Consider the following 24255-nt stretch of genomic DNA (forward strand, 5'->3'; position numbering starts at 1 on the left):
GGTTACTTCGCTGTGTCAGGCGCCCACTTGTCGCGGGCGGGCGGCTGGTAGCGGCGCAGCCGCTCGATCAGCGCGACGGGCTCCGATTCGACGCACAGCGCGTCGAAATAGGCCGGCCGCATGAAGCCTTCGTCGACCGTATGGCGCAGCAGCGCGATCAGTGGATCGTAGAACGAATCGATGTTGTAGAGCGCGACGGGCTTGCGGTGATAGCCGAGCTGCGCCCACGTGTAGACCTCGAAGAGTTCCTCGAGCGTGCCTGCGCCGCCGGGCATCGCGACGAACGCGTCGGAGAGGTCGGCCATCATTTTCTTGCGATGATGCATGTCGGGCACGACGTGCAGCTCCGACAGCCCCGTATGGCCGACTTCCTTGTCGACGAGCAGCTCGGGGATCACGCCGACCGCACGGCCGCCGGCCGCCATCACTTCGTCGGCGATCACACCCATCAGGCCGACGCGCCCGCCGCCGTATACGAGCGTGAGACCTGCGTCGACGAGCGCGCGGCCGAACGCGCGCGCGGCATCGGCGTAGACGGGCCGCACGCCGGACGACGAGCCGCAGTAAACGCAGACTGCCTTCATTGCTTCGCGTCCTTGGCGGGGGCCGGGCCGGTGGCGACGGGGCTGCCGGCCGGGCGCGGCGAACCGTCGCGCGGGGGCAGGTAGTCGGTGAACTGGCGCTTGGGCAGCTTGCCGGAGACGAGATCGTCGAACAGCTGGCGCGAACGGCCGCGCAGGTACGGCGCCATGATCGAGATCACGTGCATGCTCACCTGGTGCAGCTCTTCGCGGATCGCGTCCTGGTCGTTGTACTTGCGCGGATGCATCACGTACTGGTACGACAGCCAGTACGTCGAGATCACCGCCATGTTGGTGGCGATGACTTCGATCTCGGCGGGCGTCGCGACCATTTCGGCATCGGAGACGAGCAGCTCGCACATGTCGTGCGCAAAGCGCACCTTGTGGCTGATGATCTGCTTGAAGTGCGTCTCGAGCGTGCGGTTGCGGGCGAGCAGGTCGTTGAGGTCGCGATACAGGAACCGGTAGGTCCACATGAAATCGGCCATGTACTGCAGGTACGACCAGGTTTCGTCGATCGTCGGACGGTGATCTTCGGGGAAGCGCAGCCGCCGTTCGATCTGCTGCTCGAACTGCGCGAAGATGCTGTTGATGATGTCGTCCTTGTTGCGGAAATGGTAGTACAGGTTGCCTGGACTGATTTCCATTTCCTCGGCGATCGTCGTGGTGGTGACGTTCGGTTCGCCGATCTCGTTGAAGAGTTTCAACGACAACTCGAGAATCCGTTCGCGGGTGCGGCGGGGAGGTTTCGCTTCCATGTCGTCCGGCCCTGTGTGTGCCGGACTGGCGGGCGCTGCAATCGATGCTGCGTGATTCGTCCGGCGCGGGTTGCTGTTCTATGTCTGGCCGACGATTATAAACCGGGGTTTCGCCCCATCGGGGCATTTCGTGAGCGCGGCCGCCGCGCGGCGCATGGTGCAGCGCCGCACGCGGGCGGCGGGAAAGAGGCCCGCCGGTTGCTAGAAGCCGAGCCAGCGTGCGACGACCGGTCCGAGCACGAAGCCCCAGGTCGTCACGCATGCGAACAGCGCGACCGTCACGGCCGCGCTGCCGAGGTCCTTCGCGCGCTTCGAGAGTTCGTGACGCTCGAGCGAGATGCGGTCGATCGCGGCTTCGACGCTCGAGTTCAGCAGCTCGACGATCAGCACCAGCAGCACCGAGCCGATCAGCAGCGCGCGCGACGCGGCCGGCACCGGCGCGAACGCGCCGATCGGCAGCATCAGCGCGGCGAGCGTGAGCTCCTGGCGAAACGCGCTCTCCTCGCGGATCGCGACGCGAAAGCCGTTCAGCGAATGCTTGAGCGCGAACCACGCGCGCGTGATGCCGCGGTGGCGCTTGTACGGGTTCGGCGGCAGCGGCGCGAGCCGATCGTCGGGGCCGAGCGGCTCGTGCGTGTGCGCGTCGGCGTCGGCGTGCGGCTCTTCCTCGTCGAACGGGCGGTGCCGTGGCGGCGTCGCGGCGGGGGGCGGAATCTTGTCGTTCAGGTCTCGTTTCAAACGGCGGCACCTTCGGCTGGCGAGTACGCGGTCTTCGGCAGCGGCTTCAGATGCGACGCGAACTGCTCGGATGCCGCGCGCCACGAGAAGCGTTCGGCCCACGCGCGCGCAGTCGTGCGTTCGATCTTCAGCGCCTCGAGGCAGGCTTCCTGCAGGTCCTCGTGCATCGCGCCGGCATGGCCTTCGCCGAGCACGTCGATCGGGCCCGTGACGGGATACGCGGCCACCGGCGTGCCGCAGGCGAGGGCTTCGAGCAGCACGAGGCCGAACGTGTCGGTGCGACTCGGAAACACGAACACGTCGGCCGCAGCATACACCTTCGCGAGCTCCGTCTGTGACAGCACGCCGAGATAGTTCGCTTCCGGGTAGCGCGACTTGAGCTCCGCGAGCGCGGGGCCTTCGCCCGCGACCCACTTCGAGCCGGGCAGGTCGAGGCGCAGGAACGCCTCGACGTTCTTCTCGATCGCGACGCGGCCCACGTACAGGAAGATCGGCCGCGCGGTATTGAGCACCTTCGACTCCATCGGCCGGAAGATGTCGAGATCGACGCCGCGGGTCCACAGCACCACGTTCGTGAAGCCGAATTTCTCGAGGTCCTGCTTGACGACCGGTGTCGGCGCCATCACCGCGAGCGACGGGCCGTGGAACCAGTGCAGGAAGCGGTAGGTCGCGGCGAGCGGAATGCCGAAGCGCGCCTGCACGTATTCCGGAAAGCGCGTGTGGTACGCGGTCGTATACGGCAGCTTGCGGGCGCGCGCATAGCGCCGTGCGGCGAGGCCGAGCGGGCCTTCGGTCGCGATGTGCAGCGCGTCGGGTGCGAACGCATCGATCCGTGCGCGCAGCTTGCGGTACGGCAGGATCGACAGGCGGATCTCGGGGTAGGTCGGGCAGGGCACCGTGCGGAATTCCAGCGGCGTGAGCAGTTCGACGCGGTGGCCGAGCGCCGTGAGTTCGCGCGACGTGCTCTTCAGCGTGCGCACGACGCCGTTGACCTGCGGTTCCCACGCGTCGGTGACGATCATGATCTTCATCGCGGCATGTCCTGTAAGTTGGGTTGTGTCAGGCAGCGGCCTTGGCCTTGCGCGACGTGGCTTCCGACGGCGCGGTGCGCATCACCGTCCAGTAGACGATCTTCAGTTCGCCTTCCATCGTTTCGACGAGCGCGGACAGGCTTTCGACCCAGTCGCCGTCGTTGCAGTACAGCACGCCGTCGATGTCGCGGATCTCCGCCTTGTGGATATGGCCGCACACGACGCCGTCGCAGCCGCGGCGGCGCGCCTCGTCGGTCATCACGGTCTCGAACTGCGAGATGAAGTTGACCGCGTTCTTGACCTGGTGCTTCAGGTACTGCGACAGCGACCAGTACTGGAAGCCGAGCCGGCTGCGGATCCGGTTGAACCAGCGGTTCAGCACGAGGATCAGCGTGTAGAGCGTGTCGCCGAGGTAGGCGAGCCATTTCGCGTGCTGGATCACGCCGTCGAACAGGTCGCCGTGCACGATCCACAAACGTTTGCCCGCGAGCGTCGTGTGGAACGCCTCGCCGCGCACCTGGATGTCGCCGAACGCGAGATCGCAGAACTGCCGCGCGCCTTCGTCGTGGTTGCCGGGGATGTAGACGACTTGCGTGCCCTTGCGCGCCTTGCGCAGGATCTTCTGCACGACGTCGTTGTGCGCCTGCGGCCAGTACCAGCCTTTCTTCAACTGCCAGCCGTCGATGATGTCGCCGACGAGGTACAGGTATTCCGAATCGTTGTGACGCAAGAAATCCAGCAGGTAGGGCGCCTGGCAGCCGCTCGAGCCGAGGTGGATGTCGGACAGCCAGATGGTGCGGTAGCGGTGGGCGGACGGCTCGGGATCCTCGTGTTGCGTTGTGTGCGCGACGGGCGGCTTTTGGGACGCCACGCCGTCGGTTGCCCCCGTGCCGGACAGGAACGCAGTGGCGGCGCGGGCGCCGATGGGGTGGCGAAACAGTGAGGTCGCGGACGTTTTCTGGCCCATGCATGACTCGCGCCGGTTGACATTACCGGCATTCCGCCATGCGGGCGTGACTGTGCCGTGACAGTCACGAGACGTTCTTATTACGACCGTCGAAGGGTGTTTAGCCGTGAATGAACGGACGTTGCGTAATCTGCCGCACTGAACGGCTGACGCTTGTCCGGTCAGGCCAGCCCGGCTGGATGAAGCGGCGCCGGACGAACGGCTTCGTCTGCCGAATGCGGCGCGTCAGCGCGGCAGGGCGACGACGCGTGTGCGGGCGATGCGGTCGTGCGGGAACTGGCGGCCAGCGTGCAGCCGCGCGGCGCCGGCCCACACGACGATCCACGCGGCGGTGAGCGCGAGCGTGACGGGTACCGACAGGCCGAGGAGCGGGTGCAGCGCGAGCGGCGGCAGGAACCACAGCCAGCCGAGCACGTAGCGGACGAGCGCGTGGCCGGCGCTCAGGGGCCGGCCGCTCGACGATTCGAGCCGCAGCCGCCAGGTTTTCATCGGCAGCGTCTGGCCGCCGTGCGTCCAGAACCACACGAAATACGCGCCGACGACGAGCGCGATCCACGCGGCAAGCAGGTTGTGATGGACGAGGCCGTTGCGTTGCTGCGTCGCGAGGCTGAACGCGAGCCCGGCGAAGAATACGACGCCGAACAGCAGCACGCCTTCGTAGAGCAGCGCGGCGAGGCGCCGCCGTACGGACGGCGCGGCGGCCGGGGGCTCGGGCGCGCGGACCTTCGCCACGGCCGCTCAGGAGCCCTTGAACAGCGACGGCGCGTCGGCCGGCGACACGGGCGCCACGGCAGGCGGTGCGGATGCGGCGCCGGCCGTCGACGATGCAGGCGCCGGCAGCGCGGCCGCGCTGGCCGAGGCGGGCGCCGGGGCGGCGGCCGCGCCGCTGGCCGGATGTTCGTGCGCATTGACGAGGCGGCGGACGTCGCGGTCGGCGACGGTCGGCGGCGCGCTGACGACGCTCGGCCGGCGGCGGCGCTCGGCGGCGGCCAGCCGTTGCTTCTGCTCCTCGGGGAGCTGCTGGTAGGCCTTCCACGCGCGCTCGCGCGCCTGCGCCGACAACTCCTTCGCGCTCTGGTAGTTCTCGCGCGCGACGCGGCGTTGCTCGGGCGTCATCTTCGCCCATTCGGTCATCCGTTCCTGCAGGCGCTTCTGGTCATCCGGCGACAACTTCGCGAAACGGGATGCGATCTTCAGCCATTTTCGTTTGCGGGCGTCGCTGAAGCCGTCCCACTGGTCGGCGAAGGGGGCGAGGGCCGCGTGCTGGGCGGGCGTGAGGCGCGCCCACGACAGCGGGCCGGCGGCGGCCGGCAGCGGCAGGGGCAGCGGGGGGAGGTCGGTGGTCAGCCCGGTCGCGGCCGACGCCGGCGCGGCGGGGCTGGTGGTCGCGACGGGCGCCGTCGCCGGGGCCGGGTGGAATCGGGGATACGTGGCGACGTAGGAAACGGCGATCGCGATCACGCATCCGAAAAATACGGCCAGGCCGCGCTTCTGACTCACCCGTGCGATCCCCTCGTTATTGTCTGTCAGTGAGCGCGCGACAGATACGCGTTGAACCCGTGGTCGAGATACGCGTTGAGCGGCAGGTCGTCGCTGAGCATCGCCGCGTCGATGTCGGCGAGCTCGGCGGTGCGCTGCATGTCTTCCCAGTACGCGATGCCGACGAGCCCCGCGAGCAGCAGCGCGAGCGGCCATGCGCGCAGCAGGCGACGGGCGAGCGACGCGGACGGGCGGCCGGCCGGCGGGCGGTTCGCGGGCGTCGAGCCGTAGGCGCCGGCCGCGCCGGCGAAGGCCGGCACGAACACCGGCGCGCTCGCGGCTTCGGGCTTCTTGCGCGCGAGCGCCGCCCGGCGGACGACGGCCAGCCGATCGGTGGTCGCGGCAGGCAGCGCGGCCGCGCGCTCGTCCAGCGCGCGGCGCACCTTCAGCGCGAATTCGTGTTCTCGGTTTGCGGAGCTCATAGCGTGATTCCTTTGGCCTTGAGCGCTTGCGCCAGCGTGTGAGTGGCCCGCGAGCAGTGCGTCTTGACGCTGCCCTCGGAGCACCCCATTGCGGCGGCAGTCTCGGCGACATCCATATCTTCCCAATAACGCATCAGGAACGCTTCCCGTTGACGCGCCGGAAGCTTCTGGATTTCTTCGTCGATCAGGGCCAGAACCTGCTCTCGTTCGAGGCGGTGCTCGCTGCTCTCGACGCCCGCGTTGTCGTCCGCGGATTCGAGCGTTTCGAGCGGGTCGAAGTCTTCGTCGTCGGTGCTGTTCAGCGACGAGAACAGCGTGACCCACGTGTTGCGGACCTTCTGCCGCCGGAACCAGTCGTGGATCGCGTTCTGCAGGATCCGCTGAAAGAGCAGCGGCAGCTCGGCCGACGGCCGGTCGCCGTACTTTTCCGCGAGCTTGATCATCGCGTCCTGCACGATGTCGAGCGATGCATCGTCGTCACGCACGGCGTACGCGGCCTGCTTGAACGCGCGCCTTTCGACGCCCGCCAGAAAGTCGGCGAGTTCCTTGTCTGATGCCATTCCGTGAAGGTATGCGCTGCGGCCCGCTGCGTGGTGAAAAAGGTCGAAAAATTTCGTAAAACCCGCGGATGCTATCAAATTTTCATGCGGCTTGGCACCGGATCGGGCGCCGCACGTTGCGCGCGAACCGCGCCGGCCGGGCGCCGGGCGGCGCGCATGATGCGCTGCGGGATATTTTTCTTGACGAGCCAATCACGACCCGCTATCGTCAGCGATTCGCAACATGAAGTGATGGTCTCATTTGAGGCTGGCCCAAGAAGCCCGCCCTTCAAACTGGACGCGCCGCTTGAACCCGAGCCACAAGCCCGGCAGAGAGCACCCGATCAATTTTTTGCCGAAAATTCGAAAGGTCGAAATGAACATGCCCAGCGCGGAATTCTCCACGTCGGAACCCCTTTCCCCTCCCGATAGCGACTCCATCGGCGGCACCGTGCTCATGAAGGCACTGGCCGACGAAAACGTCGAATTCATCTGGGGCTACCCCGGCGGCTCGGTTCTCTATATCTACGACGAGCTGTACAAGCAGGACAAGATTCAGCACGTGCTGGTGCGCCATGAACAGGCGGCCGTGCACGCAGCCGATGCGTATGCGCGCTCCACCGGCAATGTCGGCGTCTGTCTCGTGACGTCGGGCCCCGGTGTCACCAACGCGGTGACCGGCATCGCGACGGCCTACATGGATTCGATCCCGATGGTCGTGATCAGCGGCCAGGTGCCGACGGCCGCGATCGGCCAGGATGCCTTCCAGGAATGCGACACCGTGGGCATCACGCGTCCGTGCGTGAAGCACAACTTCCTCGTGAAGGACGTGCGCGACCTCGCGGAAACCGTCAAGAAGGCGTTCTATATCGCCCGCACCGGCCGTCCGGGCCCCGTGCTGATCGACATCCCGAAGGACATCTCGAAGACGCCGTGCCAGTACGAGCCGATCAAGAGTGTGTCGCTGCGTTCGTACAACCCCGTCACGAAGGGCCATTCGGGCCAGATCCGCAAGGCCGTGTCGCTGCTGCTGTCGGCCAAGCGTCCGTACATCTACACGGGTGGCGGCATCATCCTCGCCGACGCGTCGCGTGAGCTGAACCAGTTCGCGGACCTGCTCGGCTACCCGGTCACGAACACGCTGATGGGCCTCGGCGGCTATCGCGCGTCGGACAGGAAATTCCTCGGCATGCTCGGCATGCACGGCACCTACGAAGCGAACATGGCGATGCAGCACTGCGACGTGCTGATCGCGATCGGCGCCCGCTTCGACGACCGCGTGATCGGCGACCCGGCGCACTTCGCGTCGCGCCCGCGCAAGATCATTCACATCGACATCGACCCGTCGTCGATCTCGAAGCGCGTGAAGGTCGACATCCCGATCGTCGGCGACGTGAAGGAAGTGCTGAAGGAACTGATCGAGCAACTGCAGACGGCCGAGCACGGCCCCGACACCGAGGCGCTCGCGCAATGGTGGAAGGACATCGAGGGCTGGCGCGCGAAGGACTGCCTGAAGTACGACCGCGAAAGCGAGATCATCAAGCCGCAGTACGTGGTCGAGAAGGCGTGGGAGCTGACGGACGGCAATGCGTTCGTGTGCTCGGACGTCGGCCAGCACCAGATGTGGGCCGCGCAGTTCTACCGTTTCAACAAGCCGCGTCGCTGGATCAACTCCGGCGGCCTCGGCACGATGGGCTTCGGCCTGCCGGCGGCGATGGGCGTGAAGATGGCCCATCCGGACGACGACGTGCTGTGCATCACGGGCGAAGGCTCGATCCAGATGTGCATCCAGGAACTGTCGACCTGCCTGCAGTACGACACGCCCGTGAAGATCATTTCGCTGAACAACCGCTATCTCGGCATGGTCCGCCAGTGGCAGCAGATCGAATACAGCAAGCGCTATTCGCATTCGTACATGGATGCGCTGCCCGATTTCGTGAAGCTCGCCGAAGCGTACGGCCACGTCGGCATGCGGATCGAAAAGACTTCGGATGTGGAGCCGGCGCTGAAGGAAGCGCTGCGCCTGAAGGACCGCACCGTGTTTCTCGACTTCCAGACCGATCCGACCGAAAACGTCTGGCCGATGGTACAGGCCGGCAAGGGCATCACCGAGATGCTGCTCGGATCGGAAGATCTGTAACGGCGCGACGCGCGCTCAGGCCCGATGCGGCCGCCTTCACGAAGGGCGGTGCGGCACGCGGCGGCGCGCGGCGCGAGTGAATCGACACGGCACATTCTGGAAGAAGCGAACATGAGACACATCATTTCCGTCCTGCTGGAGAACGAACCGGGCGCGCTGTCGCGCGTGGTCGGCCTGTTTTCCGCACGCGGCTACAACATTGAAACCTTGACGGTGGCGCCGACCGAAGACCAATCGCTGTCGCGGCTCACCATCGTTTCCATCGGCTCCGACGACGTGATCGAACAGATCACGAAGCATCTGAACCGCCTGATCGAGGTGGTGAAAGTGGTGGACCTGACCGACGGTGCACACATCGAACGCGAGCTGATGCTGATCAAGGTACGTGCAGTGGGCAAGGAGCGCGAAGAAATGAAGCGGATGTCGGATATTTTCCGCGGCCGCATCATCGACGTGACCGAGAAGACCTACACGATCGAATTGACGGGCGCGAGCGACAAGCTCGACGCATTCATCCAGGGGCTGGACGCGGGCGCGATCCTCGAGACCGTGCGCACCGGCAGCTCAGGCATCGGGCGCGGCGAGCGCATCCTGAAGGTGTGATGCCGACGCCGGGTGCGCCGTCATGTCCCGGCCCGCAGTACTCCATCCGAACGAATTGTTGAATTTTTGAATTAGCGAAGGAACCATCATGAACGTTTTCTACGACAAAGACGCCGACCTCTCCCTCATCAAGGGCAAGCAAGTCACGATCATCGGCTACGGCTCGCAAGGCCATGCACACGCGCTGAACCTGAAGGACAGCGGCGTGAACGTGACGGTCGGCCTGCGCAAGGGCGGCGCGTCGTGGAGCAAGGCCGAGAACGCCGGCCTGTCGGTCAAGGAAGTCGCCGAAGCGGTGAAGGGCGCGGACGTCGTCATGATGCTGCTGCCGGACGAGCAGATCGCCGACGTGTACGCGAAGGAAGTGCACGCGAACATCAAGCAGGGCGCGGCGCTCGCGTTCGCGCACGGCTTCAACGTCCACTACGGCCAGGTGATCCCGCGCGCCGACCTCGACGTGATCATGATCGCGCCGAAGGCGCCGGGCCACACCGTGCGCGGCACGTACTCGCAAGGTGGCGGCGTGCCGCACCTGATCGCGGTGGCGCAGAACAAGTCGGGCGCGGCGCGCGACATCGCGCTGTCGTATGCGGCGGCGAACGGCGGCGGCCGTGCCGGCATCATCGAGACGAACTTCCGTGAAGAAACCGAAACCGACCTGTTCGGCGAGCAGGCCGTGCTGTGCGGCGGTACCGTCGAGCTGATCAAGGCCGGTTTCGAGACGCTGGTCGAAGCCGGCTACGCGCCCGAAATGGCGTACTTCGAGTGCCTGCACGAACTGAAGCTGATCGTCGACCTGATCTACGAAGGCGGCATCGCGAACATGAACTACTCGATCTCGAACAACGCCGAATACGGCGAGTACGTGACGGGCCCGCGCGTCGTCACGGAAGAGACGAAGAAGGCGATGAAGCAGTGCCTGACCGACATCCAGACGGGCGAGTACGCGAAGAGCTTCATTCTCGAGAACAAGGCGGGCGCCCCGACGCTGCAGTCGCGCCGCCGCCTCACGGCCGAGCACCAGATCGAGCAGGTCGGTGCGAAGCTGCGCGCGATGATGCCGTGGATCGCGAAGAACAAGCTCGTCGACCAGACGAAGAACTAAGCGCGCCGTGCCGTTCCGGCCCTTCGAATGGAGGGTCGGCATCAAAAAGCCGTCCGAAGGCAGCAGTGCCCCGGGCGGCTTTTGCTATGCTACGTGCTTTGCAATTCACCGAACACAGAACGAATCCATGAACTATCCTCATCCGATCATCGCGCGCGAAGGCTGGCCGTTCATCGCGATTGCAGCCGTCATCGCGCTGTTGATCCATGCCGTCGGGGGCTTCGGCTTCGCGTGGCCGTTCTGGCTGCTGCTCGTCTTCGTCGTCCAGTTCTTCCGCGATCCGCAGCGCCCGATCCCGGCGCAGCCGAACGCGGTGCTGTGTCCGGCGGACGGCCGCATCGTCGCGGTCGAGACCGCGCAGGATCCGTACGCGAACCGCGAAGCGCTGAAGATCAGCGTGTTCATGAATGTCTTCAATGTTCATTCGCAGCGTTCGCCGGTCGATGGCGCGATCAGCAAGGTCGAGTACTTCCCGGGCGCGTTCCTGAACGCGGCGATCGACAAGGCGTCGACCGAGAACGAGCGCAATGCGGTCGTGATCCAGACGGCGAGCGGCAAGACGGTCACCTCGGTGCAGATCGCCGGCCTGATCGCCCGCCGGATTCTCTGCTACGTCCGTGCCGGCGAGCCGCTGTCGCGCGGCCAGCGCTACGGGTTCATCCGCTTCGGTTCGCGCGTCGACGTGTACCTGCCGCTCGGCAGCCGCGCGAAGGTGTCGATCGGCGAGAAGGTCTACGCGTCGTCGACGATCCTCGCCGAGCTCGAACAGTAACCGGCGGGGCGCACGATGGCCGCATTCAAACCGCGTCGGCCGCGCAACGGCGCCGGCCAGACGCCACGCCCGTTCCGCCGCAACAAGGTGATGGCGCCGGATTCGGCGCCCATCGAGAGCCGCCGCGCCGCGCGCCAGCGGTTCCTGAAGACGCGCGGCATCTACCTGCTGCCGAATGCATTCACGACCGCCGCGCTGTTCTGCGGCTTCTTCGCGGTCGTGCAGGCAATGAACGTGCGCTTCGAGATCGCCGCGATCGCGATTTTCGTCGCGATGGTGCTCGACGGGATGGACGGGCGCGTCGCGCGCATGACGCATACGCAGAGCGCGTTCGGCGAGCAGTTCGACAGCCTGTCGGACATGGTGTCGTTCGGCGTCGCGCCCGCGCTCGTGATGTACGAGTGGGTGCTGAAGGATCTCGGCCGATGGGGCTGGCTCGCCGCGTTCGTCTATTGCTCGGGCGCCGCGCTGCGCCTTGCGCGCTTCAACACGAACATCGGCGTGGTCGACAAGCGCTTCTTCCAGGGGCTGCCGAGCCCGGCCGCGGCCGCGCTGATCGCGGGGTTCGTGTGGCTCGCGACAGACAACCGCGTGCCGATGAAGCTCGGCTGGCTGCCGTGGGTCGCGTTCGTGCTGACGATCTACGCGGGCGTGACGATGGTGTCGAACGCGCCGTTCTACAGCGGCAAGGCGCTCGACGTGCGCCATCGCGTGCCGTTCGCGGCGATCCTGCTGGTCGTCGTCGCGTTCGTGCTCGTGTCGTCCGATCCGCCGCTGATGCTGTTCTGCCTGTTCGTGCTGTACGGGCTGTCCGGCTACGTGTTCTGGGCCTACATGGCCGTGCGCGGGCGGGCGAACCCGGCGCGCTCATCGCAGCGCGAGCACTGACGCCGACACGCGATCTGCCCGGAAACGGCGGCCTCGGGGGCCGCCGTTTTCATTTGCCCCTTTTTTTCGGGCCGGCCGCGCCGATTCCCGGGTGCCGTCCGATTGCGCGGTCAACGGAATGTCGCTATAGTCTTTGGCATGACTGTATTTCCCCGCCTCTCCCTCCTTCTAGCCGGTGCGCCGCTACGCGCGCTAGCTTCGGCGCGCCTGCCGCGCTGACCGTTCTCGCCCTCCGTCAAGCCTCGTCTGTTGTTGAGCGTCGCCAGCGGTGGCGCGATCTCGTTACGTTTGACTTCCGTATAAAAGAGCCCTGGAGCCCCCCATGACAGACAAGCTGATCATTTTCGATACGACGTTGCGTGACGGCGAGCAATCGCCCGGCGCGTCGATGACGAAAGAAGAGAAAATCCGCATCGCGAAGCACCTCGAGCGGATGAAGGTCGACGTGATCGAGGCCGGCTTCGCCGCGAGCTCGAACGGCGATTTCGACGCGATCCACACGATCGCCGGGCTCGTGAAGGACAGCACGATCTGCTCGCTGGCGCGCGCCAACGACAAGGACATCCAGCGCGCGGCCGACGCGCTGAAGCCCGCCAACAGCTTCCGGATCCACACGTTCATCGCGACGTCGCCGCTGCACATGGAGAAGAAGCTGCGGATGACGCCGGATCAAGTGTTCGAGCAGGCGCGCCTCGCCGTGCGTTTCGCGCGCAAGTTCACCGACAACGTCGAGTTCTCGCCGGAAGACGGCAGCCGCTCGGACATGGATTTCCTGTGCCGCGTGCTGGAAGCCGTGATCGCCGAAGGTGCGACGACGATCAATATCGCCGACACGGTCGGCTACGGCGTGCCGGAGCTCTACGGCAACCTCGTGAAGACGCTGCGCGAACGCATTCCGAACTCGGACAAGGCGATCTTCTCGGTGCACTGCCATAACGACCTCGGGATGGCGGTCGCGAACTCGCTCGCCGGCGTGAAGATCGGCGGCGCGCGTCAGGTCGAATGCACGATCAACGGTCTGGGCGAGCGCGCGGGCAACACGTCGCTCGAAGAAATCGTGATGGCCGTGAAGACCCGCAAGGACTACTTCGGTCTCGACGTCGGCATCGACACGTCGCAGATCGTGCCGACGTCGAAGCTCGTGTCGCAGATCACCGGCTTCGTCGTGCAGCCGAACAAGGCGGTGGTCGGCGCGAACGCGTTCGCGCACGCGTCGGGCATTCACCAGGACGGCGTGCTGAAGGCGCGCGACACCTACGAGATCATGCGCGCGGAAGACGTGGGCTGGACCGCGAACAAGATCGTGCTCGGCAAGCTGTCGGGCCGCAACGCGTTCAAGCAGCGGCTGCAGGAGCTCGGCGTATCGCTCGACAGCGAAGCCGAACTGAATGCCGCGTTCATGCGCTTCAAGGATCTGGCCGACCGCAAGGCGGAGATCTTCGACGAGGACATCATCGCGATCGTGTCCGAGGAATCGGCGCTCGCGCAGGAGCAGGAGCACTTCAAGTTCGTGTCGCTGTCGCAGCGTTCGGAAACGGGCGAGCAGCCGCAGGCGAAGGTCGTGTTCGCGGTCGAGGGCAAGGAAGTGACCGGCGAGGCGCGCGGCAACGGCCCGGTCGATGCGACGTTCAATGCGATCGAAGGTGAAGTCGGCAGCGGCTCCGAGCTGCTGCTGTACTCGGTGAACGCGATCACGACCGGCACGCAGGCGCAGGGCGAAGTGACGGTTCGGCTGTCGAAGAGCGGGCGGATCGTCAACGGCGTCGGCACCGATCCGGATATCGTCGCCGCGTCCGCGAAGGCGTACATTTCCGCGCTGAACAAGCTGCACTCGAAGGACGACAAGGTCAATCCGCAGCGCTCGTAAGCGCCGCGCAGGACGCAGCCTCGAAACGCCCCGTGCGGCCCTGCGCCGCCGGGGCGTTTGTTTTCATTGGCCGCTCATTCGGCGGCCGGCGCGCGGAACAGCCAGCGGCGGGCGGCCGCGCGCGGCGCGGGGTTGCGCCGGCGGAACTCGACCGCGATCCCGCGCCGCGGCGCATCGGCGACGAACGCGTCGAGCAGCTCGAGCACGTCGTGGTCGATGTAGTCGGCGCGGGTTGCGTCGATGATCACGGCCGCCCGGTCCGGAATGTGTCGCAGGTGGTGCTTGACCTGCACCTTGCCCAGAAACGACACGTCCTTGCGGAACGACAGCAGGAAGTGGTCGTCGTGCTGCGCGAGCGTGACGGGGCTCTTCAGGTTCGCGACGGCGACGGCCAGCACGCTGCACGCGAGGCCGAGCGCGATGCCGAACAGCAGGTCGACCGCCAGCACGCCGACGATCGTCGCCGCGAACGGCGCGAACGCGGCCGGGCCTTGCTTCATGACCGAGCGGAACAGCGCCGGTTTCGCGAGCTTCATGCCGGTGTGGATCAGGATCGCGGCCAGGCTCGCGAGCGGGATCAGGTTGATCAGGCCGGTGAGCGCAAACACGCTCGCGAGCAGCAGGATCCCGTGCACGATCGCGGACATCCGGCTTTGCGCGCCGGCGTTGACGTTGGCCGAACTACGCACGATCACCGACGTGATCGGCAGGCCGCCGACGGCGCCCGCGACAAGGTTGCCGACGCCCTGTGCCTTCAGCTCGCGATCGGGCTGCGTCGGACGTCGCTTCGGATCGATCTGTTCGACCGCCTCGAGACACAGCAGCGTCTCGAGGCTCGCGACGACCGCAAGCGTGATCGCCACGCGCCATACGTCCGGATTGAGCAGTTGCGCGAAGTTCGGGCCGAGTTCAGCATGCTTGAGCGATGCCGCGAGCGCCGCAAACGAGTCGAACTCGGGCAGCGTGACGCGATGGGCGGCGCCCGGTGCGGCTGCCGGAGCGACCATGCCGAGCACGAGCGTCGCGCCGATGCCGAGCACGACGACCGCGAGCGGCGCGGGTACCGAGCGTACCCACGCGAAGCGCTTGAGCGCCGGCGTGTCCCACGCGATCAGCAGCGCCAGCGACACGAGTGCGATCGCCGTGGCGGCCCATGCGGTCGGCAAATGCAGCCAGTTCGCAAACGATTGCGCGGCCGGGCCGCCGATGCCGAATGCGAACGGAAGCTGCTTCACGATCAGCAGCAGGCCGATCGCGGCGAGCATGCCCTTGATGACGGGCGACGGGACGTAGGCGGCGAAGCGGCCGGCGCGCAGCATGCCGAACCCGAACTGCAGCACGCCGGACAGCAGCACCGCGAGCAGGAACGCGGAGAAGCTGCCGAGCTGCGCGATCCCTTCGACGACGATCACGACGAGGCCGGCGGCCGGCCCGCTGACGGACAGGGACGAGCCGCTCAACAGCGCGACGACGATGCCGCCGACGATGCCCGATACGAGCCCGGCGAACGGTTCGACGCCGGAGGCGTTGGCGATGCCGAGGCAGAGCGGCAGCGCGACGAGAAAAACGACGATGCCGGCGACGATGTCGCGCGGCAGGGTGGACAGGCGCTCGTTCAGTTTCATGATTGGGGTGATTTCGTTGACATGGAGGGCAGGGCGCGGGTCAACCGAGCGCGACGGCGGTCGCGGCAGGCTCGGGCTCGGCTTCGGCTTCGGCCGGCGATGGCGCATAGCCGGAATCGAGTTCCTTCAGGTGGCCGTCGGCGAGCGAAAAGATCCAGCCGTGCACGAGCGGCGGCCGTTCGCGCCCGCGCACGATCGGCGACGCACGCAGCAGCCGCACCTGTTCGAGCACGTTCAGCTCGGCGAGGCGATCGGCGGCAGCCATGTCGTCGAGCCCGTCGAGCGTATCGCGATGGCGCCGCGCGAGCGCGCAGAGCGGCGCGATGCGGCGCGCGACGTGCGGCAGGTCGGCGGGCGGCGGCAGCAGCGATGCGCGCACGCCGCCGCACCCGTAGTGCCCGCACACGATCACGTGGTCGACCTTCAACACCCGCACCGCGTACTCGAGCACGCTGGCGGAATTGTCGTCGTCGGGGTGGAACAGGTTCGCGATGTTGCGATGAACGAACAGCTCGCCGGGCGCGCAGTGCGTGATGGTCTCGGCCGGCACGCGGCTGTCGGCGCAGCCGATCCACAGTACGCGCGGATTCTGGCCGCGTGCGAGCGCGTCGAAGAAGCCGGGCGTGTGTTCGCGCGTCTCGCGGGCCCAAGCAATGTTGGCAACCAGCATGCTCTTGGGGCGGTTCATGAGGACTCCTTTTTGATCAAGGCAAATAAATATCGAGCGAAATGGCGCAGCCGCATTCTTTCTAAATTGAAAGGTTCGATTTCGACTGATATTAGGGGTATGCCCTAGCACTCGGGGTGGGTTGAAACAAATTGTTTCAAATTGATTGGGCGTAGTGCATCGCCTGCACCAGTGCGACGCATGACATGCACTAGCTATGCCTATTTAGGCTCAAGCGCCCGCATGACGGGGCGTTCAGCGTATTGCCATCGGAATATTAACGATCGGAAAAGTTTTCCGTCTTATTCCTGCAATTAAATAAGGCAGCGGAAAAAATGAAATGGCCATTCGGCAATCATTCGTGAATGGCCATTGCGACAATTGCGTGTCGATGCGCAATCGGTCAGAACAGGGTGCGGCGATCGGGATCGTGCAGCGGGTCCGGCGTTTTCTGCGTGGTGCGCAGGATGCCCTGCGGATCGAAGTAGAAGCTGTACATCATGTACCAGACGTTGTCCTCGAGATACCGGTACGTCCATACCTCGCGCTTCATCAGCGGGAAGTAGGAGGTCTCGACCGGGCGTCCGAAATTGACGAGGACGTCGGTCTTCGTCCACTTGCCGATCTCCGCGCGATAGAACTCGCTCGGCTGCAGCACCTGGCGCACGTTGACGATCCGGTGGGCGGCATCGACGTCGGCCGCGATCGTGATCTCGCCCATCGGCTGGGTCGGCCACATCAGGCGCTTGCCGCCGCCAGGCAGGTCGTAGATCTCGCGCGGCGGGCCCATGCGCGCGACGATCGCCGACTCGTCCTGGCCGGCCTGGTATTGCTGCCACGGTTGCGCGCAACCGGCCAGCAGCGCGGCGGCGCAGGCGGCGAGCACCGGCAGGCGCGCGGGAATGCGAATGCGCATCGGATTCTCCAGAACACGGAAACAGGTCCCGTTTTTATCACGGACGGCGCGCGATCGCGCATCGGCAGGAAAAAATCGATGCGGATCGGGCCCGCCGCGCTTGCGGGCGGCCGGCGCACCGGCCTATGATCCGCGCTTCTCGGGCAGATTGAAGGGCAGGTGGCCGATGCAGGGATGGAAGCGGTGGGCGCTCGCGTGGAGCGCGGGGTGGGTGCTGGCGTCGTCCGCGTCCGCCGGCGGCGAGCCGGTGCGGATCGCGCTGATCGAAGGGATGTCGGGCCCGTTCGCGAACGCGGGCGCGGCGGTCGAGCGCAACCTGCGCTTCGGCGTCGAGCAGGTCAATGCGGCGGGCGGCGTGAAACTGCGCGACGGCGCGCACCCGCTCGAACTCGCCGTGCTCGACAGCAAGGGCAGCCCGGAAGAGGCGCTCGTGCAGTTGCGCGCGGCGGCCGATCGGCATATCGGCTTCGTCGCGCAGGGCAACAGCTCGGCCGTCGCCGCCGCGCTCGTCGCGGCGCTCGACAAGCTGAACGCGCGCGATCCGGACAACCGGATGCTGTTCCTGAACTACTCGGCGGACGATCCGGCGCTGACCGGCGCGCGCTGCAGTTTCTGGCATTTCCGTTTCGATGCGCACGCCGGCATGCGAATGGCCGCGCTCGCGGACGTGATGGCGCGCGATCGCGCGCTGCACAAGGTCTATCAGCTGAACCAGGACTACAGCTTCGGCCATGACGTCAGCACCCTCGCGCGGCAGGCGCTGGCCGCGCGGCGCCCGGACGTGACGATCGCCGGCGACGAATTCCACCCGATCGGCCGGATCAAGGATTTCTCGCCGTATATCGCGAAGATCCGGGCGAGCGGCGCGGACGCCGTCGTGACCGGCAACTGGGGCAACGACCTCACGCTGCTCGTGAAGGCGGCGCGCGAACAGGGGCTGAACGCGAAGTTCTATACGTTCTACGGCAACAGCCTCGGCGCGCCGGCGGCGCTGGGCGACGCGGGTGTCGGCCGCGTCGTGGCGGTGGCCGACTGGCATCCGAACGCCGGCGGCGCCAGATCCGACGCGTTCTACCGCGCGTTCCGCACCCGTTTCCCGGCCGCGCAGGACGACTATCCGGTGCGGCGGATGAGCCAGATGATCGAGATGCTGGCCGCCGCGATGACCCGCGCGGGTTCGGCCGACCCCGTCGCGGTCGCGCGTGCGCTCGAGGGCCTGCCGTTCGACGACGGCTTTCACGCGTCGCGGATGCGCGCGCAGGATCACCAACTGATCCAGCCCCTTTACGTGATGGAAATGGACAAGGTCGGCACGCCGGGCGTGCGCTTCGACAACGAGGGATCGGGCTATGGCTTCCGGACGGTCCTGGCGGTGCCGGCGCAGCGCACGGAGATGCCGTCGACGTGCTCGATGACGCGCCCGTGACGGGAGGCGGCAAGAACGGCACCGAGTTGTGCTACAATGCGCGCCGGTTGTAAGTCACGGCACGGCCATTCTTCCGTGTCCGCCTGTTCAGTTAGAAAGGAAATCACATGTCTGTTGCAGATATCAAGAAGTCGGAAGTCGTTGCTCAGTTCGCCCGCGGTACCAACGACACGGGGTCGCCCGAAGTCCAGGTCGCACTGCTGACCGCACGTATCGTCGAACTGACGGGTCACTTCAAGACCCACGCGAAGGATCACCACAGCCGCCGCGGCCTGCTGCGCATGGTGAGCCGCCGCCGCAAGCTGCTCGACTACCTCAAGGGCAAGGATGCCGATCGTTACCGCGCACTGATCGAGAAGCTGGGTCTGCGTAAGTAATCGAGGCGATTGCCGCCAGCAAGATGCCTGTGTCAGTCCGCTGATACAGGCATTTTGTTTTTGCGCGGTGCGTAGCGTCACACGCATCGCAGGCTGTCCGGCACGTTCGTGCGGGGCCGCCGCCACGACCGATACCGGGGCAGGATTTGTGTCATTCCAGCGCGTCGCTGCGTGAGCGCCGCGCTGGAATGGCATAAAAAACACACCTTGCTCCGGGTGATTCGGTCGGGACGCCGCCGCGCGGGGGTCACCGGCGCGGCGAATGAAATGCATGAATACAAAGGAGCAACCATGTCCATGTTCAACAAGGTCGTGAAGGAATTCCAGTGGGGCCAGCACAAGGTGCGCCTCGAAACCGGTGAAGTCGCTCGCCAGGCAAGCGGCGCCGTGATCGTCGACGTCGAGGATACCGTCGTGCTGGCAACCGTCGTCGGCGCGAAGTCGGCGAAGCCGGGCCAGGATTTCTTCCCGCTGACCGTCGACTACCTCGAGAAGACCTACTCGGCTGGCAAGATCCCGGGCGGCTTCTTCCGTCGCGAAGGCCGTCCGTCGGAGCACGAGACGCTGACGTCGCGCCTGATCGACCGCCCGCTGCGCCCGCTGTTCCCGGAAGGCTTCTATAACGAAGTCCAGGTCGTGATCCACGTGCTGTCCGTGAACCCGGAAATCCCGGCGGACATCCCCGCGCTGATCGGCGCATCGGCCGCGCTCGCCGTGTCGGGCCTGCCGTTCAACGGCCCGGTCGGTGCCGCGCGCGTGGCGTACATCGACAACGCGTACGTGCTGAACCCGACGCGTGACCAGCTCAAGGCATCGAGCCTCGACCTCGTCGTCGCGGGTACGGAGCGCGCCGTGCTGATGGTCGAGTCGGAAGCCGATCAGTTGTCGGAAGAAGTGATGCTGGGCGCCGTGGTGTTCGGCCACGAGCAGATGCAGGTCGCGATCGACGCGATCCACGAACTGGTGCGCGATGGCGGCAAGCCCGAGTGGGACTGGCAGCCGGCGCCGAAGAACGAGGCGCTGATCGCGCGCGTGACCGAGCTCGCGCAGAACGATCTGCTCGCCGCTTACCAGCTCCGCGACAAGCAGGCGCGCTCGGCGAAACTGAAGGAAGTCTACGCGGCGACCTCGGCGAAGCTCGAGGAAGACGCGCTGGCGGCCGGCACGGTCGCGGCCGACAAGGCCACGGTCGGCAATATCCTGTTCGACATCGAAGCGAAGATCGTCCGTTCGCAGATCCTGAACGGCGAGCCGCGCATCGACGGTCGCGACACGCGCACCGTGCGCCCGATCGAGATCCGCACCGGCGTGCTGCCGCGCACCCACGGCTCGGCGCTGTTCACGCGCGGCGAAACGCAGGCGCTGGTCGTCGCGACGCTCGGCACGAAGGGTGACGAGCAGATCATCGACGCGCTCGAAGGCGAATACCGCGAGCGCTTCATGCTCCACTACAACATGCCCCCGTTCGCGACCGGCGAAACGGGCCGCGTCGGCTCGCCGAAGCGCCGCGAAATCGGCCACGGCCGCCTCGCGAAACGCGCGCTGGTCAAGTGCCTGCCGAGCGCCGACGAATTCGGCTACTCGATCCGCGTCGTGTCGGAAATCACCGAATCGAACGGTTCGTCGTCGATGGCGTCGGTGTGCGGCGGCTGCCTCGCGCTGATGGACGCCGGCGTGCCGATGAAGGCGCACGTCGCCGGTATCGCGATGGGCCTGATCCTCGAAGGCAACAAGTTCGCGGTGCTGACCGACATCCTCGGCGACGAAGATCACCTCGGCGACATGGACTTCAAGGTGGCCGGCACGGAGCAAGGCGTGACGGCGCTGCAGATGGACATCAAGATCCAGGGCATCACGAAGGAAATCATGCAGGTCGCGCTCGCACAGGCGAAGGAAGGCCGCCTGCACATCCTCGGCAAGATGACGTCGGCGGTGTCGGGTGCGAACACGCAACTGTCGGAATTCGCGCCGCGCATGATCACGATCAAGATCAACCCGGAAAAGATCCGCGACGTGATCGGCAAGGGCGGTTCGGTGATCCGCGCGCTGACGGAAGAAACGGGCACGACCATCGACATCTCGGACGACGGCGTCGTGACGATCGCGAGCACGAGCAGCGAAGGCATGGCCGAAGCGAAGAAGCGCATCGAGCAAATCACGGCCGAGATCGAAGTCGGCCAGGTGTACGAAGGCACGGTGCTCAAGCTGCTCGATTTCGGTGCGATCGTGAACCTGCTGCCCGGCAAGGACGGCCTGCTGCACATCTCGGAAATCGTCAACGAGCGCGTGAAGGACATCAACGACTACCTGAAGGAAGGTCAGCAGGTGAAGGTCAAGGTGATCCAGACGGACGAGAAGGGTCGCGTGCGTCTGTCGGCCAAGGCGCTGCTGAATGAAGCAGCGGCGGCAGCGCAGTCGGATACGCCGCCGCAGCAGTAAGCGGACAGGCGGATCAACGGCCGGCAGTGCGAAAGCGTGCCGGCCGTTTTTTCTGTAGCATCGTTGCGCGGCGCAGCAGCGCCGGCGAGGCGCCCGCGTCGTGCGCGCGTGCCATCCGATTCCGATCCTGGAGCGATTCTCACCATGAAAGCCATCGAAATCACCGAATTCGGCGCGCCCGACGTGCTGAAGCTCGCGGAGCGTCCGCGCCCCGAGCCGAAACGCGGCGAGATGCTGATCAAGGTGGCGGCTTCCGGCGTGAACCGGCCCGACGTGTTCCAGCGCAAGGGCGCCTATGCGCCGCCGCCGGGTGCGTCGGATCTGCCGGGCCTCGAGGTCGCGGGCGAGATCGTCGGCGGCGATGTGTCCGATGCGGCACTGAACCCGTTCGGCCTGAAGCTCGGCGATCGCGTGTGCGCGCTGCTCGCGGGTGGCGGCTATGCCGAATATGCGGTCGCGCCGCTGCCGCAGTGTCTGCCGGTGCCGGACGGCCTCACCGATATCGAGGCCGCGTCGCTGCCCGAGACGTTCTTCACCGTGTGGAGCAACGTGTTCGACCGTGCGCGGCTCGGCGCGGGCGAGGGCGGCCAGCAGGAGACGCTGCTCGTGCAGGGCGGCTCGAGCGGCATCGGCGTGACGGCGATCCAGATCGCGCATGCGCTCGGCTTTCGCGTGTTCGCGACGGCCGGCACCGCCGACAAGTGCCGTGCGTGCGAGGCGCTCGGCGCCGAGCGCGCGATCGACTACAAGACCGAAGACTTCGTCGAAGTCGTGAAGTCGCTGACGCACGATCGCGGCGTCGACGTGATCCTCGACATGGTGGCGGGCGCGTACGTGCCGCGCGAGTTGTCCGCGCTCGCGGACGGCGGCCGTCTCGTGCTGATCGCGCTGCTCGGCGGTGCGAAGGCCGAGGTCAACCTCAACGAGATCCTGCGCCGCCGACTGACGGTGACGGGCTCGACGCTGCGCCCGCGTCCGGTCGAGTTCAAGGCGCGCATCGCCGCGCAGTTGAAGGCGCGCGTGTGGCCGCTGCTGGCCGACGGTCGCATCAAGCCCGTGATCTATCGTGTGCTGCCGGCCGGCGAGGCCGCACAGGCGCATGCGCTGATGGAGAGCGGCGAGCACATCGGCAAGATCGTGCTTGATTGGGGCGCGAACGCGTGACGCCCGCGCGGCGGGCTTGACATGCGCGGTTTGACCGGTTCAAGCCGCGCGCAGTAAAATCGCGGGTTTGCTTCGCCAGATCCAACCTGACGGCCGGGTTCCGGCACGTTAATGACAAGATAGTGACGAGACAGACACGATGTCGAAACAACGAACAAAGCGAGTGATCGGCAACTGGAAGATGCACGGCCGGCTGGCCGGCAACCAGGCGCTGCTGAACGAAGTGGTGCAGGGTGCGGGTTTGGTGGCGGCTGAAACGTCGATCGGCGTGTGCGTGCCGTTCCCGTATCTCGCGCAGGTTCAGGCCCAGCTCGGCGGTGGCCGTGTCGCGTTCGGTGCGCAGGACGTGTCCGCGCACGAGCAAGGCGCGTTCACCGGTGAGGTGGCGGCCGCGATGGTGGCGGAGTTCGGCGCGCAGTATGCGATCGTCGGTCATTCGGAGCGTCGCGCGTATCACGGCGAAAGCAACGAGACGGTCGCGGCGAAGACGCAGCGCGCAGTCGCGGCCGGCCTCACGCCGGTCGTGTGCGTCGGCGAGACGCTCGACGAGCGTGAGGCGGGTGCGACCGAGCTGGTCGTCGGTGCGCAGCTCGACGCGGTGCTGGCCGTGCTGACGGCTGACGAGGCCGCTCGCATCGTCGTCGCGTACGAGCCGGTCTGGGCGATCGGCACGGGCAAGAGCGCGACGTCGGCGCAGGCGCAGGACGTGCATGCGTTCCTGCGTGCGCGCCTGGCGGCAAAGGGTGCGGCGGACGTGTCCGTGCTGTACGGCGGCAGCGTGAAGCCGGACAACGCGCAAGAACTGTTCGCGCAGCCGGACATCGACGGCGGCCTGATCGGCGGCGCGTCGCTGAAGGCGGAAGATTTCCTGGCGATCTGCCGGGCCGCGCGTTGAGCGGTCCGGGATCGAATTGAACCATGACGGCGGCCGGTCGGTCCGGTCGCCCGATCCAATCGGGTGGGTGTGATGCTGTTATTCAAGACGCTGATTATTGTGGTGCAGGTGCTGTCGGCACTCGGTGTGATTGGGCTCGTGCTGCTGCAGCACGGCAAGGGTGCCGACATGGGCGCTGCCTTCGGCAGCGGCGCGTCGGGCAGCCTGTTCGGCGCGACGGGCTCGGCGAACTTCCTGTCGCGCACGACGGGCATTCTCGCGACGATCTTCTTCGTCGCGACGCTCGCGCTGACTTACCTCGGTTCGTACAAGTCGACGCCGTCGGCGGGCGTGCTCGGCACGGCCGTGACCGCGCCGGCCTCGGCTCCTGCGGCATCGGCGCCGGCTGTCGCGGCGTCCGCCGCCGCCGGTTCGGCCGCGAGCGCGCCGGGCCAGGATGTCCCGAAATAAAAAGTTAATTTTTTTGCGGTTGTGCGTTGAACAAATCCAGGACTCGGGTTAGAATTTAATTCTTGAAGCGATTCGCGGGAACAAGCAGCACAACCCGAGTTGCATGCAGTGCCGACGTGGTGAAATTGGTAGACACGCTATCTTGAGGGGGTAGTGGCGAAAGCTGTGCGAGTTCGAGTCTCGCCGTCGGCACCAAAGTTACTCAATGCCAGCCGCTTCTAGTGGCTGGCATTTTTCATTTCTGGGGTGTGCTTGCGGTTGTCTTGCGATCGCCTGTACTCCGAAATGATTCCTTCCGCCGGAAGTGGTATTCTCCGGACGCTCAGAACCAACCGATAGAGGATTG

The 24255-nt window shown here is 66.2% G+C and carries 24 protein-coding genes and 1 tRNA gene; 13 read left to right on the top strand and 12 right to left on the bottom strand.

Annotated elements, in window-relative coordinates:
• Positions 1–2: 2 nt before the first annotated feature.
• The 9 genes from WS64_RS15945 to WS64_RS15985 all read right to left on the bottom strand — a co-directional run bounded on the left by WS64_RS15945 (position 3) and on the right by WS64_RS15985 (position 6596).
• Positions 3–584: an LOG family protein gene (locus WS64_RS15945; RefSeq protein WP_060966849.1), complete on the bottom strand. Its 582-nt coding sequence runs from the start codon at positions 582–584 to the stop codon at positions 3–5.
• The gene (locus tag WS64_RS15950) at positions 581–1339 is read right to left on the bottom strand and encodes a TetR/AcrR family transcriptional regulator (RefSeq protein ID WP_059583638.1); all 759 of its coding nucleotides are present in this window, start codon (positions 1337–1339) and stop codon (positions 581–583) included. The genes WS64_RS15945 and WS64_RS15950 overlap by 4 nt, the downstream gene beginning before the upstream one ends.
• Before the next feature lie 201 nt (positions 1340–1540).
• On the bottom strand, positions 1541–2077 hold the full coding sequence (locus WS64_RS15955) for a diacylglycerol kinase (RefSeq protein WP_059583636.1): 537 nt from the start codon (positions 2075–2077) through the stop codon (positions 1541–1543).
• Positions 2074–3108 (bottom strand): glycosyltransferase family 4 protein, encoded by a 1035-nt coding sequence (locus WS64_RS15960; protein WP_059583634.1) that lies wholly within the window; start codon positions 3106–3108, stop codon positions 2074–2076. The genes WS64_RS15955 and WS64_RS15960 overlap by 4 nt, the downstream gene beginning before the upstream one ends.
• Positions 3109–3136: 28 nt before the next feature.
• Positions 3137–4075, bottom strand: a complete 939-nt coding sequence (locus WS64_RS15965; protein WP_060312086.1) for a UDP-2,3-diacylglucosamine diphosphatase — start codon at positions 4073–4075, stop codon at positions 3137–3139.
• A 225-nt stretch (positions 4076–4300) separates the two neighbouring features.
• On the bottom strand, positions 4301–4807 hold the full coding sequence (locus WS64_RS15970; RefSeq protein WP_059583631.1) for an RDD family protein: 507 nt from the start codon (positions 4805–4807) through the stop codon (positions 4301–4303).
• A gap of 6 nt (positions 4808–4813) precedes the next feature.
• Complete coding sequence (locus WS64_RS15975; protein WP_060966850.1) at positions 4814–5575, bottom strand: DUF3106 domain-containing protein; 762 nt, start codon at positions 5573–5575, stop codon at positions 4814–4816.
• Between the two features lie 26 nt (positions 5576–5601).
• The gene (locus tag WS64_RS15980; RefSeq protein WP_060966851.1) at positions 5602–6036 is read right to left on the bottom strand and encodes a DUF3619 family protein; all 435 of its coding nucleotides are present in this window, start codon (positions 6034–6036) and stop codon (positions 5602–5604) included.
• Positions 6033–6596, bottom strand: coding sequence for an RNA polymerase sigma factor (locus tag WS64_RS15985; RefSeq protein WP_059646583.1), 564 nt, complete (start codon positions 6594–6596; stop codon positions 6033–6035). The genes WS64_RS15980 and WS64_RS15985 overlap by 4 nt, the downstream gene beginning before the upstream one ends.
• Positions 6597–6951: 355 nt before the next feature.
• Between WS64_RS15985 and WS64_RS15990 the strand changes: the two genes are divergently transcribed.
• The 6 genes from WS64_RS15990 to WS64_RS16015 all read left to right on the top strand — a co-directional run bounded on the left by WS64_RS15990 (position 6952) and on the right by WS64_RS16015 (position 13950).
• Complete coding sequence (locus WS64_RS15990; protein ID WP_059583623.1) at positions 6952–8715, top strand: acetolactate synthase 3 catalytic subunit; 1764 nt, start codon at positions 6952–6954, stop codon at positions 8713–8715.
• Positions 8716–8826: 111 nt separating this feature from the next.
• Complete coding sequence (gene ilvN, locus WS64_RS15995; protein ID WP_006398781.1) at positions 8827–9318, top strand: acetolactate synthase small subunit; 492 nt, start codon at positions 8827–8829, stop codon at positions 9316–9318.
• A gap of 88 nt (positions 9319–9406) precedes the next feature.
• Positions 9407–10423 (top strand): ketol-acid reductoisomerase, encoded by a 1017-nt coding sequence (gene ilvC / locus WS64_RS16000; RefSeq protein WP_006478252.1) that lies wholly within the window; start codon positions 9407–9409, stop codon positions 10421–10423.
• 127 nt (positions 10424–10550) lie between these two features.
• A complete protein-coding gene (locus tag WS64_RS16005; RefSeq protein ID WP_006491035.1) occupies positions 10551–11195 on the top strand; it encodes a phosphatidylserine decarboxylase in 645 nt (214 codons plus the stop codon).
• A 15-nt stretch (positions 11196–11210) separates the two neighbouring features.
• A complete protein-coding gene (gene pssA / locus WS64_RS16010; RefSeq protein ID WP_059583621.1) occupies positions 11211–12083 on the top strand; it encodes a CDP-diacylglycerol--serine O-phosphatidyltransferase in 873 nt (290 codons plus the stop codon).
• A gap of 322 nt (positions 12084–12405) precedes the next feature.
• Positions 12406–13950 carry a 2-isopropylmalate synthase gene (locus WS64_RS16015; protein ID WP_034207975.1) on the top strand — a complete coding sequence of 515 codons (1545 nt, stop codon included), beginning with the start codon at positions 12406–12408 and terminating at the stop codon, positions 13948–13950.
• Positions 13951–14024: 74 nt separating this feature from the next.
• Here WS64_RS16015 and WS64_RS16020 read toward each other — a convergent pair whose 3' ends face one another.
• The 3 genes from WS64_RS16020 to WS64_RS16030 all read right to left on the bottom strand — a co-directional run bounded on the left by WS64_RS16020 (position 14025) and on the right by WS64_RS16030 (position 17158).
• Entirely contained in the window at positions 14025–15575 is a 1551-nt protein-coding gene (locus WS64_RS16020; RefSeq protein WP_059583618.1) for a SulP family inorganic anion transporter, read from the bottom strand.
• Between the two features lie 40 nt (positions 15576–15615).
• On the bottom strand, positions 15616–16263 hold the full coding sequence (locus tag WS64_RS16025) for a carbonic anhydrase (RefSeq protein ID WP_059583616.1): 648 nt from the start codon (positions 16261–16263) through the stop codon (positions 15616–15618).
• 382 nt (positions 16264–16645) lie between these two features.
• Positions 16646–17158, bottom strand: a complete 513-nt coding sequence (locus tag WS64_RS16030; protein WP_059583614.1) for a hypothetical protein — start codon at positions 17156–17158, stop codon at positions 16646–16648.
• A 166-nt stretch (positions 17159–17324) separates the two neighbouring features.
• Here WS64_RS16030 and WS64_RS16035 point away from each other — a divergent pair, with 166 nt between their 5' ends.
• From WS64_RS16035 to WS64_RS16065, 7 genes are all read left to right on the top strand, one after another.
• Positions 17325–18584, top strand: coding sequence for a branched-chain amino acid ABC transporter substrate-binding protein (locus WS64_RS16035; protein WP_060966852.1), 1260 nt, complete (start codon positions 17325–17327; stop codon positions 18582–18584).
• Positions 18585–18691: 107 nt separating this feature from the next.
• The gene (rpsO, locus tag WS64_RS16040) at positions 18692–18961 is read left to right on the top strand and encodes a 30S ribosomal protein S15 (RefSeq protein WP_006398792.1); all 270 of its coding nucleotides are present in this window, start codon (positions 18692–18694) and stop codon (positions 18959–18961) included.
• A 291-nt stretch (positions 18962–19252) separates the two neighbouring features.
• Complete coding sequence (gene pnp / locus WS64_RS16045) at positions 19253–21400, top strand: polyribonucleotide nucleotidyltransferase (protein WP_059583611.1); 2148 nt, start codon at positions 19253–19255, stop codon at positions 21398–21400.
• 144 nt (positions 21401–21544) lie between these two features.
• Positions 21545–22564 carry an NAD(P)H-quinone oxidoreductase gene (locus WS64_RS16050; protein WP_060966853.1) on the top strand — a complete coding sequence of 340 codons (1020 nt, stop codon included), beginning with the start codon at positions 21545–21547 and terminating at the stop codon, positions 22562–22564.
• A 139-nt stretch (positions 22565–22703) separates the two neighbouring features.
• The gene (gene tpiA / locus WS64_RS16055) at positions 22704–23459 is read left to right on the top strand and encodes a triose-phosphate isomerase (RefSeq protein ID WP_060966854.1); all 756 of its coding nucleotides are present in this window, start codon (positions 22704–22706) and stop codon (positions 23457–23459) included.
• Between the two features lie 72 nt (positions 23460–23531).
• A complete protein-coding gene (secG, locus tag WS64_RS16060; protein WP_034201508.1) occupies positions 23532–23909 on the top strand; it encodes a preprotein translocase subunit SecG in 378 nt (125 codons plus the stop codon).
• Between the two features lie 110 nt (positions 23910–24019).
• Positions 24020–24104 (top strand) — tRNA-Leu (locus WS64_RS16065).
• The last annotated feature ends 151 nt before the right edge of the window (positions 24105–24255 follow it).

Source organism: Burkholderia anthina, from assembly GCF_001547525.1.
In the GTDB taxonomy this organism is placed as follows: Bacteria; Pseudomonadota; Gammaproteobacteria; order Burkholderiales; family Burkholderiaceae; genus Burkholderia; species Burkholderia semiarida.

Bases quoted from the DNA above. Each gene is read 5' to 3' on its own strand.
- WS64_RS15945 (WP_060966849.1), bottom strand. From the start codon at position 584: ATGAAGGCAGTCTGCGTTTACTGCGGCTCGTCGTCCGGCGTGCGGCCC.
- WS64_RS15950 (WP_059583638.1), bottom strand. From the start codon at position 1,339: ATGGAAGCGAAACCTCCCCGCCGCACCCGCGAACGGATTCTCGAGTTG.
- WS64_RS15960 (WP_059583634.1), bottom strand. From the start codon at position 3,108: ATGAAGATCATGATCGTCACCGACGCGTGGGAACCGCAGGTCAACGGC.
- WS64_RS15965 (WP_060312086.1), bottom strand. From the start codon at position 4,075: ATGGGCCAGAAAACGTCCGCGACCTCACTGTTTCGCCACCCCATCGGC.
- WS64_RS15980 (WP_060966851.1), bottom strand. From the start codon at position 6,036: ATGAGCTCCGCAAACCGAGAACACGAATTCGCGCTGAAGGTGCGCCGC.
- WS64_RS15985 (WP_059646583.1), bottom strand. From the start codon at position 6,596: ATGGCATCAGACAAGGAACTCGCCGACTTTCTGGCGGGCGTCGAAAGG.
- WS64_RS15990 (WP_059583623.1), top strand. From the start codon at position 6,952: ATGAACATGCCCAGCGCGGAATTCTCCACGTCGGAACCCCTTTCCCCT.
- ilvN (WP_006398781.1), top strand. From the start codon at position 8,827: ATGAGACACATCATTTCCGTCCTGCTGGAGAACGAACCGGGCGCGCTG.
- ilvC (WP_006478252.1), top strand. From the start codon at position 9,407: ATGAACGTTTTCTACGACAAAGACGCCGACCTCTCCCTCATCAAGGGC.
- WS64_RS16005 (WP_006491035.1), top strand. From the start codon at position 10,551: ATGAACTATCCTCATCCGATCATCGCGCGCGAAGGCTGGCCGTTCATC.
- pssA (WP_059583621.1), top strand. From the start codon at position 11,211: ATGGCCGCATTCAAACCGCGTCGGCCGCGCAACGGCGCCGGCCAGACG.
- WS64_RS16015 (WP_034207975.1), top strand. From the start codon at position 12,406: ATGACAGACAAGCTGATCATTTTCGATACGACGTTGCGTGACGGCGAG.
- WS64_RS16020 (WP_059583618.1), bottom strand. From the start codon at position 15,575: ATGAAACTGAACGAGCGCCTGTCCACCCTGCCGCGCGACATCGTCGCC.
- WS64_RS16025 (WP_059583616.1), bottom strand. From the start codon at position 16,263: ATGAACCGCCCCAAGAGCATGCTGGTTGCCAACATTGCTTGGGCCCGC.
- WS64_RS16030 (WP_059583614.1), bottom strand. From the start codon at position 17,158: ATGCGCATTCGCATTCCCGCGCGCCTGCCGGTGCTCGCCGCCTGCGCC.
- WS64_RS16035 (WP_060966852.1), top strand. From the start codon at position 17,325: ATGCAGGGATGGAAGCGGTGGGCGCTCGCGTGGAGCGCGGGGTGGGTG.
- rpsO (WP_006398792.1), top strand. From the start codon at position 18,692: ATGTCTGTTGCAGATATCAAGAAGTCGGAAGTCGTTGCTCAGTTCGCC.
- pnp (WP_059583611.1), top strand. From the start codon at position 19,253: ATGTCCATGTTCAACAAGGTCGTGAAGGAATTCCAGTGGGGCCAGCAC.
- WS64_RS16050 (WP_060966853.1), top strand. From the start codon at position 21,545: ATGAAAGCCATCGAAATCACCGAATTCGGCGCGCCCGACGTGCTGAAG.
- tpiA (WP_060966854.1), top strand. From the start codon at position 22,704: ATGTCGAAACAACGAACAAAGCGAGTGATCGGCAACTGGAAGATGCAC.
- secG (WP_034201508.1), top strand. From the start codon at position 23,532: ATGCTGTTATTCAAGACGCTGATTATTGTGGTGCAGGTGCTGTCGGCA.